Annotated in this window: 12 protein-coding genes; 5 read left to right on the forward strand and 7 right to left on the reverse strand. The window is 41.2% G+C overall.

Going from position 1 to position 13046, the window contains the following annotated elements; all coding sequences use genetic code 11:
• The 5 genes from AC1DPQ_RS04490 to AC1DPQ_RS04510 form a co-directional block, all read left to right on the forward strand.
• Positions 1-954, forward strand: a 954-nt coding sequence (locus AC1DPQ_RS04490) for a sugar porter family MFS transporter (RefSeq protein WP_477608120.1), incomplete at its 5' end; no start/stop codon positions are given.
• Positions 955-962: 8 nt separating this feature from the next.
• Complete coding sequence (locus tag AC1DPQ_RS04495) at positions 963-1841, forward strand: phytanoyl-CoA dioxygenase family protein (protein ID WP_477608122.1); 879 nt, start codon at positions 963-965, stop codon at positions 1839-1841.
• A gap of 4 nt (positions 1842-1845) precedes the next feature.
• A complete protein-coding gene (locus AC1DPQ_RS04500; RefSeq protein WP_477581401.1) occupies positions 1846-2667 on the forward strand; it encodes a sugar phosphate isomerase/epimerase in 822 nt (273 codons plus the stop codon).
• 6 nt (positions 2668-2673) lie between these two features.
• Positions 2674-4521, forward strand: a complete 1848-nt coding sequence (locus AC1DPQ_RS04505) for a right-handed parallel beta-helix repeat-containing protein (protein WP_477608124.1) — start codon at positions 2674-2676, stop codon at positions 4519-4521.
• A gap of 95 nt (positions 4522-4616) precedes the next feature.
• Complete coding sequence (locus tag AC1DPQ_RS04510) at positions 4617-6581, forward strand: right-handed parallel beta-helix repeat-containing protein (RefSeq protein ID WP_477608126.1); 1965 nt, start codon at positions 4617-4619, stop codon at positions 6579-6581.
• A gap of 381 nt (positions 6582-6962) precedes the next feature.
• Here AC1DPQ_RS04510 and pepE read toward each other — a convergent pair whose 3' ends face one another.
• The 7 genes from pepE to AC1DPQ_RS04545 form a co-directional block, all read right to left on the reverse strand.
• Positions 6963-7658 (reverse strand): dipeptidase PepE, encoded by a 696-nt coding sequence (gene pepE / locus AC1DPQ_RS04515; RefSeq protein ID WP_477608128.1) that lies wholly within the window; start codon positions 7656-7658, stop codon positions 6963-6965.
• A 174-nt stretch (positions 7659-7832) separates the two neighbouring features.
• A complete protein-coding gene (locus AC1DPQ_RS04520) occupies positions 7833-8228 on the reverse strand; it encodes a hypothetical protein (protein ID WP_477581394.1) in 396 nt (131 codons plus the stop codon).
• Positions 8229-8442: 214 nt separating this feature from the next.
• The gene (locus tag AC1DPQ_RS04525; protein ID WP_477581392.1) at positions 8443-9024 is read right to left on the reverse strand and encodes a WcaF family extracellular polysaccharide biosynthesis acetyltransferase; all 582 of its coding nucleotides are present in this window, start codon (positions 9022-9024) and stop codon (positions 8443-8445) included.
• Positions 9008-9604 (reverse strand): exosortase Y, encoded by a 597-nt coding sequence (gene xrtY, locus AC1DPQ_RS04530; RefSeq protein WP_477608130.1) that lies wholly within the window; start codon positions 9602-9604, stop codon positions 9008-9010. Before xrtY ends, AC1DPQ_RS04525 begins: the two co-directional genes overlap by 17 nt.
• A 20-nt stretch (positions 9605-9624) precedes the next feature.
• Positions 9625-10479 carry a glycosyltransferase family 2 protein gene (locus AC1DPQ_RS04535; protein ID WP_477608132.1) on the reverse strand — a complete coding sequence of 285 codons (855 nt, stop codon included), beginning with the start codon at positions 10477-10479 and terminating at the stop codon, positions 9625-9627.
• 7 nt (positions 10480-10486) lie between these two features.
• Positions 10487-11791 (reverse strand): XrtY-associated glycosyltransferase XYAG1, encoded by a 1305-nt coding sequence (locus AC1DPQ_RS04540; RefSeq protein ID WP_477585090.1) that lies wholly within the window; start codon positions 11789-11791, stop codon positions 10487-10489.
• Positions 11792-11804: 13 nt separating this feature from the next.
• Positions 11805-13046 (reverse strand): exosortase Y-associated Wzy-like protein (locus tag AC1DPQ_RS04545; RefSeq protein ID WP_477608134.1); only part of this gene is annotated, 1242 nt, incomplete at its 5' end.

Here is a 13046-nt window from a genome sequence, read left to right on the forward strand (position 1 = left end):
CCTGCCTCACTGCGCGGCAGGCTGGTTGCATTATACCAGCTAGCTATTGTCCTTGGGATATTGCTGGCTTATTTCTCCAATTATTTTTTTGAAGGTTTTGGAGAAAACAACTGGAGGTATATGTTTATTTCACAGCTTATCCCTTCGTTTTTATTCCTGGTGGCCTTGTTGTTTGTTCCTGAAACTCCCCGCTGGCTGGTCAAAAAAGGGCTCAAAGGAGAAGCATTAGTGATATTGACAAAAATATCGGGCAGTGTAGCCGCTGATGTGGAAATTGCGGAAATTGAAAATACTTTCAAATGCGAAAAAGATTCTGGTTTAAAAGTATTGTTTAGTAGGACTTACCGCCCAGTACTGTTCATCGGGGTACTGATCGCAGTCTTTCAGCAAGTAACAGGAATTAACTCCATACTTTACTACGCGCCTGTTATATTTAAAGAAACCGGTCTGAGCAATACATCTTCTTTATTGCAGACCATCGGCATCGGTGTAGTGAACGTGGTATCAACTTTTATCGCCATTGGCCTGGTAGATAAGGTAGGCAGAAAAAAATTCCTATTGATAGGAAGCTTGTTGATGGGACTGTCGTTAGTGGCTATTTCGCTCTGTTTTCACTTCCGGTATTTTGATAATTATGTGGTACTCGGGCTCATGGTGGTATATGTAGGGACCTTCGGATGTACGCTGGGCGCAGTTACCTGGGTATATCTTTCTGAAATTTTCCCAAACCGGGTCCGCGGGATCGCAATGTCGGTCGCCACCCTCGCCTTATGGCTTGCTGATTTTATGGTTACTTATACCTTTCCAGTAATGACCCGGCAGCTGGGCACTTCAAATACACTGTTCTGTTATGCCGCATTCTGCCTGATCGCCTTTATCTATGTGATTTTTAGGGTACCTGAAACAAAAGGCAGGTCACTGGAAGAAATTGAATCCATTTTTATCAAGAAATAATCAATGCTATGAATTTTGAAAATGCGCATATAAAGAATGCAAAGGTATCGCCAGCTAACATCGGGTTTTATAAAGAATATGGCTACCTTGTTGCAGAGCAACTACTGACTGAGAATGAAATCGATGAGCTGAGAATGGAAACTGCAGAGATATTCAAGGGGAACCGCGGCCATGTTGATGGACTGGTCGATCCCGGGGAGTTGACAAATGAGGAGATACTTAAAAAATATATTGCGATACATTTTCCGCATAAAATATCCACGGTGATCAAATCATATCTTCTTCATCAGAGGATAACCGATGTACTTACCAAGATCATAAGCCCCAATGTAAAATGCATGCAGTCTATGCTGTTTGTAAAAGCCCCGGGCAAAGCGGGACAGTCCTGGCACCAGGATGAATATTATATTCCTACCAGAGACAGGTCACTGACAGGCGTATGGATTGCCATTGATGACGCCAGCCTTGAAAACGGCTGTTTATGGATCATTCCGGGATCAAACAYGTCTGGTTATATCATGGACAGGGTACCCAATACTAGTGCCGAATATGCAGATGTGGATACCGTCGACGTCTCAGGTTTTGAAAAGGAAAATATTATCCCTGTGGAAGTGAAAAGTGGTTCAGTGGTTTTCTTTAACGGATATACGCTGCATAGTTCCCAGAAAAATAAGACAGAGGACTGTTTCCGTACTGCATTGGTCAATCATTACATGAGCGCCGAATCGATGCTGCCATGGGACCAGGACGGTAAATTCGATCCGACAGACGATCTGAGGGATATTATGATGGTTTCGGGCGAGGATCCTTACGGCTATAAAGGCACAATTGATGTGAACAGACCTTACCTAAGGCCCGAGACCCTGAAAATTAAAACATCGCTATAACCCTATGGAACTGAAGTTTTTTTGCCCGCGTTGGGGAAGTGAAAATACCGAGCTGGCTGAATTTTTCAAACAAGCCAGACAGCAGGGGTACGATGGTGTAGAGTATGCTATTGCAGGCGATCTGCCAGTCTCAGCGATTGATGATATTTTTGACACAGCTGCCAGGGAGGATATGTTATTGATAGTCCAGCATTATGATACTAGTGAGGCAGACTATCACAAACATTATGATGCCTATAACAATTGGCTCTGGAAAATGAAGGGCTATAAACCATTTATGATCAATTCCCAGACCGGTAAGGATTTTTTCAGCTTCGAAGAGAACAGTGCGCTGATCGGTGCGGCCCGTGGATTCACCGGGGATACGGGCATTAAAGTATATCATGAAACCCATCGGAACAAATTCTCTTTTGCTGCACATATTACCAAAGACTACCTTCAAAGGATAACTGATCTGCAGATTACTTTGGATGCATCACATTGGGTCTGCGTGGCTGAATCGTTGTTAGAAAATCAGCAGGATGCGATGCAACTGGCCATTGAAAGAACAGCACATATCCACGCAAGGGTAGGCTATGAGGAAGGGCCGCAGGTGCCTGATCCGCGCGCCACTGAATGGCAGTATGCACTGAACATGCATTTAAGCTGGTGGGACAAGGTAGCAGAGCGTAAAAGACTTGAAGGACCTGGGGCAATCTTAAGCATCACGCCGGAGTTCGGACCGTTCCCTTACATGGTCCCATTGCCCTTTACCGGGCAGCCCATTGCTGATCAATGGACGGTAAATGCTTATATGATGCAGGTATTGAGGGCGCGTTATAATTAGATAAAGATGGGAAATGTGATTAAAATATTGGTTTTATTTATACTGAGCGCTTTTGGCGCCTCGGCTCAGCAGTACCATGTCGCTGTAAATGGGAATGATGGGAACGATGGAAGCCTGAGAAGACCATTCAAGACTATAACTGCAGCAGCACATGTAGCCCAGCCCGGTAGTGTGATCACCGTTCATGCCGGCGTGTACCGCGAGCAGGTGGCGCCCCCACGGGGTGGGAGCTCGGATCAGAAAAGGATCTGGTACAGGGCTGCCAAAGGCGAAAAGGTTGAAATAAAAGGATCTGAAATCATCAAAAGCTGGAAGAGACTAAGTGCAACGAAATGGACAGTTACGCTGCCCAATCATTTTTTCGGAAAATTTAATCCATACAGCGATACAATCCATGGCGACTGGCTTGAAAAAGGAAACTGGTGCCATACGGGTGAAGTGTACCTGAACGGGAAACCGTTAACAGAAGTTAAGGATATAAAACAGCTGGATTCGGCGACTATCAAAGCGCCAGCGTGGTATTGCAAGGTTGATGAAAGCAATACCGTTATCTGGGCAGATTTTTTTAATGCAGATCCCAATAAGGAAATGGTTGAAATCAATGTCCGCCAAACTGTATTTTATCCTTCGAAACCGGGCATCAACTATATTGGTGTTTCAGGTTTTACAATGAGCCAGGCCGCGACTCCCTGGGTGCCTCCTACTGCCGAACAGTTCGGGCTGATCGGTACGCACTGGAGTCGGGGCTGGGTCATTGAAAATAACGATATCAGTTATTCAAAATGTGCCGGTATTACCCTTGGTAAGTACGGCGATGAATGGGACAATAAGTCTGGCTCGGTAGAGGGATTCATTAAAACCACCCAGCGGGCATTGGATCATTCGTGGAACAAAGAACACATCGGGAGCCATCTGGTGAGAAATAATCAGATCCACGATTGCGGGCAGGTCGGTATTGCAGGCAGTCTGGGGGCAGTTTTCAGTACCATTACCGGAAATTCCATCCATGACATTGCAGAACAAAAACTATTTTGGGGCTATGAAATGGCCGGGATAAAGTTACATGCGCCCATTGATGTTGAAATAAGCCATAATCATATATATAATACAGAAGGAGGAATATGGCTCGACTGGATGGCGCAGGGAACGCGGGTAACCAAAAACTTCCTGCACAATAACCGGGTACAGGATTTTTCATTGGAAGTTAACCATGGTCCCGTGGTAGTTGATGGCAATTTATTTCTTTCCCCTCAATTGGCCCAGGTGAGGTTGTCGCAGGGCGTAGCATTTGTAAACAATTTAATTGCATGGAAACTTTGGGATACCAATGACCTTGATCCGCGCCCAACGCCTTTTTTGAAACCACATTCAACCTCGATTGCCGGTTTTCACAATAACCCCTGTGGCGATACACGGTTTTATAACAATATATTCCTGGGACGGACGGACCTGTCGCCTTACGATAATGCGGCGTTGCCTGTGAAAATGGAGGGTAACGTGTATTTAGCGGACGCCAGGTCTTCTAAGTACGAACAGCAGCCCATGCGGAATCCTGATCACAGCCCTGCTGTTGAAATAGAAGAAAAAAACGGGATGTGGTATCTTAGCGTTAATTTAAAAACCTCATGGTCAGAAAATATAAAACCCAGACTTATCGACACCAGATTGCTAGGAAAGGCGGTAGTTCCACACCAGTCGTTTGAAGATCCTAACGGTAATGCCTTTCTTTTCGATACCGATTATCTGGGTATAGCAAGGAAGGCAAAGGATCCCGGGGTGGGGCCGTTTGTGATAAGAAAAAGCGGAAGGCAATGGATAAAAGTATGGCAGGATCGGCGCCGGGCCGTTATATAAGGATTTCGTTGGCATAACGCAATAGCTAATGTTGGCAGACCTGTAGCCGGTATTCCGGTAAGAATATGTGGTAAAAACGAACTAAAACAAAAACAATGAAAACTAAAGTAATCTCATTGCAACTAAAAAAGAGTTATAAAAAAAATAAGATGATGTTTAAAAAAATTAACCTGATGGTTTTATTGGTATTGACAACATTTGTTGCCATGGCCAAGGAGTATCACGTAGCGGTAAATGGGAGCGATACCAATGAGGGCAGCCTCGCTAAACCCTTTAAGACTATATCTGCAGCGGCAAATGTGGCTATGCCGGGTGATGTAATCACTGTTCACGCCGGTGTGTATCGCGAACAGATTACGCCGCCTCGTGGTGGCAATTCAGAACAGGAACGGATAGTTTACAGGGCAGCCAAAGGAGAGAAGGTTGAGATCAAAGGTTCGGAAGTGATCAAAGGCTGGCAAAAAACAGGGAATGATACCTGGATGGTAAAGATCCCGAATAGTTTTTTCGGAAAATTTAATCCATATAGTGATTTGATCCGCGGCGACTGGTACGTGGCTCCCAAAGATAGTAAATATCATACTGGGGCGGTGTATCTGAATGGGGACTGGTTAATGGAAGCCCGCACGCAAGATGACGTAATGAAAGCGGTAAACGAAAAAGACCCACGCTGGTTTGCAACGGTCGATTCAACCACAACAACCATATGGGCGCAATTTAAAAATGCGGAACCTAATAACGAAACCGTTGAGATCAATGTGAGGCAGACGGTTTTTTATCCCGATAAACCATTTATTAATTACATCACACTTCATGGTTTCGCCATGCAGCATGCGGCAACAAATTGGGCGCCACCTACAGCCGAGCAAATGGGACTTGTTGGCACCCATTGGAGTAAAGGGTGGATCATTGAGAACAATATCATTCAATATTCAAAATGCGTGGGTATTGCACTGGGTAAATACGGGGATAAATGGGATAATAACAATACCGAATCGGCGGAGGGGTATGTAGGTACCATCAAGCGGGCATTGGCATTCGGCTGGAATAAAGGCACAGTTGGCGGGCATATTGTTCGCAATAACACAATCGCGTATTGCGAGCAGACAGGTGTGGTAGGCAGTATGGGTTGTGCATTTAGCGTTGTTGAAGGCAACACTATTCACGATATTCACGTGAGAAGGTTATTCGGTGGTTATGAAATGGCCGGTATTAAATTTCATGGGGCTGTTGACGTGCAGATCCGTAACAACCATATCTATCGCACTAATATGGGCGTTTGGCTCGACTGGATGGCACAGGGGGTGCAAGTAAAAAACAACCTGATGCATGATAACGGTTTGGATGTTTTTTTAGAGGTCGATCATGGGCCTATGCTGGTCAGTAACAATGTGTTACTTTCCAAAACCAGTTTGCTGATGAACTCCAGCGGCGCCGCATTTGTACACAATATATTTGGAGGCAAGATGAACGTAGTTTCTTACGACAACAGGCTCACCCCTTATCTTAAGCCGCATTCGACCTTTATGGCAGGGCTACATGACAATGCCGGGGGAGGTTGCCAGTTCATCAACAATTTATTTGTGAACGGTGGCGATGCTTCGGAATACAAAAAAGCAATATTGCCGGTAAGCTTTACCGGAAATGTTTATGTGAAGGGGGCCATAAGGGCGATCTCTGGTAATAAAAAAAGAAGCTTTGGAGAAATTAGTGCAGCAGCGAAAGAAAAGCTTAAAAATGTGCCGGACAAGGATGCCGTGGAAACGGATTTTTTGGTGGATGAAAATTTTGATGCCACTACAAAGTTAACAACTGAAAAAGAAAAAATGTACCTTGAAATAGCGCTGGATAAAAACTGGCTGATCAAACAGAAAAGGAAATTGGTAACAAGCCAATTGTTGGGTAAGGCCATTGTCCCTGGTTTACCTTTTGAGAATCCAGATGGCTCTCCACTAAAGATTGAGATGGACTATTTCAACCGGAAACGAAACGTGCTCAATCCGTCGCCTGGTCCGTTTGAGATAATAAAAAGTGGAACGCAGCGGATAAGGGTCTGGTAGCTGCGTTTGCATATATAGCAGGTTGTTGAGGTTTTAAAGGTGGGCTTTCCAAAACAAAAAACGAGGGCGCTTAAAATGTTAAAATAGCCTACAAATAAGCAGATGAATAGATCTTAAGATATTCATCTGCTTATTTTTTTGTGTTTTCTTTTTTTTAATATTCTCGGTAACTATATTAATTCTTACAAATGGAATAATACGGTGGAAGGCAGACAGCTTCCGTGGCAGGCTTGAGAAGGTGAAAGAACCGAAGATCGGCAGATAAAGCCAATGAGAGAACGGCAAAAAATTATAATTCGTTTTACTAACTTTATGTTAATTTTTATTCATTTTACTTAATGTATATGTGTTCTACCTGAGAATTTTAGGCTTTAACATTGGTTATATTAACGAACTACCCGGACTCAGCTCATAAGGGGATTTGCCCGCCTCAAAGATCCTGGTATATTCAATTCCCTGTGTAGTGATCCCATCACCTAGTATCCTGATCCAGTTACCTTCGCGCAGCCCTACTACCTTTATGTTATTCTGCGTTAGAAATTCCATGATCCTGGTTTCTCTTGTTTCTCCATTATGCTTCAACTCCGGATTTGGGTCGAGGTAATGGGGATTAAGGTTAAAAGGAACTAGTTCCATGCAATCAAAAGAGGGCGGATACACAATAGGCATATCATTGGTGGTTTTCATATTTATGCCAGCAATATTGCTTCCGGCACTACAGCCTAAATAAGCTTTACCAAGTTTGATGTTTTCACTTAGATGCTTCATCAGTCCCAGCTCATGAAGTGTTTTTACCAGCAGAAAAGTATTGCCTCCCCCGGTAAAAAAACCTTTGGCTGCATGGATCGCCTCAATGGGGTTGTTAAATTCGTGCAGGCCTTTAACGCTGATATTTAGCGGTAAGAAAAAATTTCGGGCTTTGGCAGTATATTCTTCATGCGAAATGCCTCCTGGCCTTGCATAAGGGATAAATATAATTTCATCTATTCCGGCAAAGAGCGTAATGAGCTCATCTTTTAGGTATTCCAGATAATTACCGCCAAACAGCGTAGAAGTAGAGGCCAGGATAACATTCATTTTATTTGCTTTTTGGCAATTATACCGTTTTTCGTTGAAATAATTGTTATGTAGAGCCAGTGGAAAGATCGGCCATTTTCTAGTTAATGAGAAACGGCAAACTGAACGTTTTTTTAGAAATGAAGGTCGGTTTTTCCTTTAAAGCATATTTTCTTTATGCCTTTCAGATAAAAACTAAGGCTGGGCGTTAGACACCCTGGCTGCAGAAAGATATCTCCTCCGCTCATTTATCCATTCTTTTAACTTTGGGAAAATAACCAGGATAGCAAAAACCAGTATGGAAATAAAGGCCTGTAAATAGAGGTTTATCTTGGTTACCGGATTAATATCTACATCGCCCATTACAACATATAGGCGGTATATGCTTCTTATAATAATGAGCACCAATAAGTACTTGCTCCATTTGAACCTGCGTTTGATCAGGATAAAAAGCAGATAGCGCGTGATGAGTATTGATATAAAAATAACCAACTCCTGCGTACTCTCATAATTGTAAAAAAATAGATTTACAATCCCGATTAAAAAAGTAATTAAAATAAGGTTAGAAGATAAGGAGTACTTATTCTTCATTAATTTAAAATTTACCAACTTAAATAGGTTTTATGAATAGACAATGCAAATGTCCTCATAATTTTTTAAATAAGATAATTTTGATTGTTAAAGAAATCTTAACCATTGATATTTGTCAATAAATAGTTAAATGATAAACCCCAAAAGTTTTTGTCCAACTTTTGGGGTCACACCAGTTTGGCAATCCGCTTTATATTTTAATCTGAATTTTGTATTACGCTTTCATTACACGGTCTTTAACCTTTACCGCTGGGTTGCCTTGGTAAATGCTGTAAGGCATTAAGTTTTTGTTCGCCACACTTCCCATTGTTAAAACAGCATGACTATGTAGCGTTACACCAGGACCAACTGTAGCTGCAGCACCAATCCAAGCGCCATCTTCCAGCACAATGGGGCCAGTCATTAAGTCGAAATTTGTGCGGCTATAATTATGATTTCCGGTAATGAGAACAGCCTGTTGCGAAATACAGCAGTTTTTTCCAATTTTTACCTGATCCAAATTGTCTATATAACAATCAGCGAGCCAGCTATAATCGCCAATTTCCAGTTTCCATGGATATTTAATGTGAATGCCCGGTTTTATCCGTACTTCCATGCCAATCCTGCTACCAAATAACCGTAACAAAGCAACCAGTACCGAACTGACTGGCATCAAACGGCTCTTAAAAAAGATGACATTGGTAAAGTACCACAAAATCTGCTTGAGGATGGAAGCACCAACCTTAAAATTACCAGTATCAAAATTCTTGTGTAGCTGTGTTTTTAGCAAATTTTCCTCTTTATTTGTTGTTGGCAATGGTTTGATTTTTAACTAATTTATTGCTTTTTTTGATCCAAAAATATAACATTGCGAAAATGCAGATGTACACAATGATATTAAAAATTTCGTGGTGATAGGTAAAATTGTTCCGTTGCGATTTAAAGAAGCCCAGTAATACGCCCAAACCTGCAATACGCAATACATTCAGCACGTAGATGGCAATAAAACCGATCACCAGCATTTTAAAAGTCGATTTCCATGATGCAGGGAATGCCAATACAAAAGCGGCCAAAAAACTCATTACGCCAAGTCCAAGGCAGGAATAATTCACGCGAAGATAAGGCCCGGATACTACCATAACGTCCATTTCATTATGAATGGCATAAAAGCCAAAAGCCTTAATAATCCGTACCGCAGGTACAATTAATGCTGTTTTTAAGCCTTGAATATAATCAAAGTGATCAGCAATATAAGCATTATAAAATCTTGAACCAGGTGTCATCACACTATTCATAAACAGATTACCCTGGCTAAACAGGATGTATAATATAAGCAGGGCAACCACAAATTTGATGGCCTTTTTATTCGCTTCTTTTTTTGCTTCTTCTGGGGTCATATGTTATCGGCATTATAAATTTAACTTCTGTTTTTTTGAATTACTTTAATTTTTTTATCTACCAGCTTTCTGAACCAGAAGCCTTGAAGATAATGGAACTTAATACCCGTGCTTCCGTCAAATATGCCCAGTTTAAAAAACATCCGATAGCCAAAGTAAAGATAGGGGCGAAACCCTAGTGGAAGTTTCCACCACAATTGTTTTAACCATGCCCGCTTTTCATCAGGACTGCCCAGTAAGTTAGGCTTTAAACTTTGGAACCGTAGCTTTAACATCCTTTCTACCTCTTCCTGTGCAACCAGATCACTATAACGTTCATGTTTGGCTTTCCAAAAAGCAATATCATTTTCTTTTAGGTTTTCTTCCAAAATCCAACCTTTCTTCCAGATTTCAGTTTTGCCCGCTACAATAAAACGGTGGTCCATGTTCTCGTTGAGATCAGAAAACCCGATCCCTGTCCTGAACATTTTTAAAAGGTAAAAAGGGTAGAAGGTACCAAACCTAATCCAGCTTCCCTGAAAGAAGTTTTTGCGGTTAAAGTAAATACCGTTAATACCGAGATGGTTTTCCTCTTTAAAGTTAGCCAGCATTTCAAACAGCTCCGGTGTAACGGTTTGATCCGCATCGAGGCCGATTGTCCAGGGTGTTTCTACTTTAAAGTTTTTTAAAGCGAAATCCCATTGTTTCGGGTGGTTTATAAAAGGGTTTTGTTTTACCTCAGCACCATAGTGTTCGGCAATTTTCAAGGTTTCGTCGGTACTTCCGCTATCCAAAATGAACATTTTTGCATTTAGGGCTTTGATCGATTCCAATAACCTGGGCAGATGGAGCTGCTCATTAAAGGTTAAAATGATAAAGCTAAAATTTCGATTCATACAAGGATTAAATTGCTGATGGGCTAGCTAGAATTTCTTTGTAAAGTTCAATATATTGTTTAACCAATGTATCATCGTTAAAATCAGCATTGATTTGCAATGGAGCAGTAGTTCTGATTTCTTTTCTTTTTTCCATATCCTGATAAGCCTGAATTATTCCAGTTTTGATCTCTTCAATGTGTAGTCCAGTAACCCATCCGAGGTTCTTATCGGCCACATAATCGGCAAGACCAACAAATTTGCTGATCAATACAGGGGTGCCCACACTTAAACTTTCTACCACTACGTTGGCAAAATTTTCGTTGTAAGAGGTAAGCACAGTTAGATCATGCCCGGCCATTAAGTTAAACTTATGCTCATTACTTACCTGTCCAAGCCAATTCATTCGATTGTTTAGTGCTAAATGCTCAGCTTTATATTTTAAACTTTGTACATATTCTTCCTTACCTGTACCGCCGATGGTTAACTGCCAGGGGATATCGACAAGTGCCAAAGCTTCAAAAAGTAATTCAAGTCCTTTCTTCTCTTCAACGCGGGAAAGAAATATCATCTTAAAAGCAGGTGATTTCTCGTCTTTCACGACTGATTTGCGATACTCACTAGCTATTGCTCCAGCGCCTAAACTAACCAGATTGGGGATTACCCTAATACTTTTAGGTTGCACTATCCTTAAAATATCTCTCTTTTCCTGTTCGCTGGTGGCGTGGATATGGCAATATTTTAATAAAGTTTCACCCATTAATTTATGGATGATCCTCTTTGAAAAAGAATTCCGGTTACCAAAGGAATAGGAGGTGAGCATTCCCCGTGGAGACAAAACAACGGGTATTTTATACCATTTGGCAACCAAACAGCTTAATACCGAAACTAAATTCCACCAGGCATGAATGTGTACAACACTCCCCTCCGAAGGAGGGGAGTCTGTAAGACGGGGTGGTCCTTTTAGGTTTTGATTAGCTGTGTTTAGTTTGTCATCCTTATCACTTTTCTTGTCATCCTGAATGCAATGAAGGATCTCTTTCCGTAAATTCAACAACAGCCCAGGCGAAAAATGACTATGATCTTTTGTCAATCGTTTAAAATAAGTAATAGGCACGCCATCAACTAAAATAGGTACACCAGTTATAACATCTAACTCATTTTTGCCATTTGCTGTAGTAGTCAATACCTCCAGTTCATGTACAGTGGCATTACCGTCAACCGCCAACCGCTTATCAACTGACAGGATTTCGCACAACTTCCCTACACTTTGTATAGGCCCACCATAAATATAGGCAGGTTTGTAAGATGCGGTAATATGAATGATTTTCAAAGGTTAGATAATGTTAATCAAATGTTGGTTTTAGTACCTTTATGGTTCTGAGCAGATAAAACAGGAACCACATAATTACATAACCCCAAAAAATATTATTGAACATAAATTCGAAGTTATTTCCCCGCCAAAGACCTTGAAAAATACTATTGAACATAATTACACAGCCTAGCTCGTAACCTCCAAATAAACTTTCAGCTAAATCAGAAAAATGTTGAATCAACATCCCATACAATAACATGAAAAAGAAAACCCCAGGAATACCGAAGCTTAAATAAGCGTCAACTACAGGACGGGTTTTTGCCGAAACTGTTGACATTTGGTGCGCTACACCCGCATCGTAAACCCTTTGCATCGAAACCATTTCCATACTGGGTTTACCCGACCAGAAAATTCTGGGTATAAGTCCTTCCAAAGAGTTTTCTACTATTTCCCAATCATAATAAGGGTGGTGGTCAGGTACATATTCCACAAATTGGGTAAACATCTCCATTTCACTTAGTCTTCTGGTTAGAAAGCCCCAGTTCGTATCTTCAATTTGTACTTCATTCTTTAAGTCCAGATTTTCAAAAGCCTGGCTTTGCGCTTCCTCTGCACTTACTTCTCCCCCCCAGCTTTGCCTTACAGTATTGTTATAAGTGGGTAAGAAGTATAATAATATGTAAGCAACAGGGAGGGTCAGATAAAGTATAGGCCTTTTGTAATAAGGGAAAAATACGCACGCAATAATAATGATATTGATAATAATTGGCTCTTTGTAGCCTGAGAGAGATGCATGTATGAAATTCAGGGTGAAAATAGTAGCACCTATTCCAAGGTATTTGATGTTTTTGGTATTAAATCCTTTAACAAATAATACAGCTGCACAAGATATTCCAACCAGTGTAAGTGGGAGTGCAATTTGGCTAAGTCCTGAAAAATTTTGAGCTAACGATCCTATTCCAAATACAATAATACTGAGCCAGATTAAAAAATCATCATTGTCATCAAAGGCTTTTATACTCTTAATTTTAATAAGATTTTTTTGAACCAAAAGCATACCAGTAACCAATGTAGCGTGTGCCAGTAAACTCATGCGCTGGCAACTGGCAATCAGTGCAGTTTGTTCACTTTCTTTAAACTGTTTGCCATAATTAACTTCAGTTAAATATCGGTAGCCTAAATGATCCATAAAATAAAATATGGAAGTGGTACACATAAATCCGGCAAAAATGAGTTGGGTGAGGAATAAGGGCCGCATAATCTGTTTATTAAT

The sequence above is a fragment of the Pedobacter sp. 01T416_2 genome (assembly GCF_056398925.1).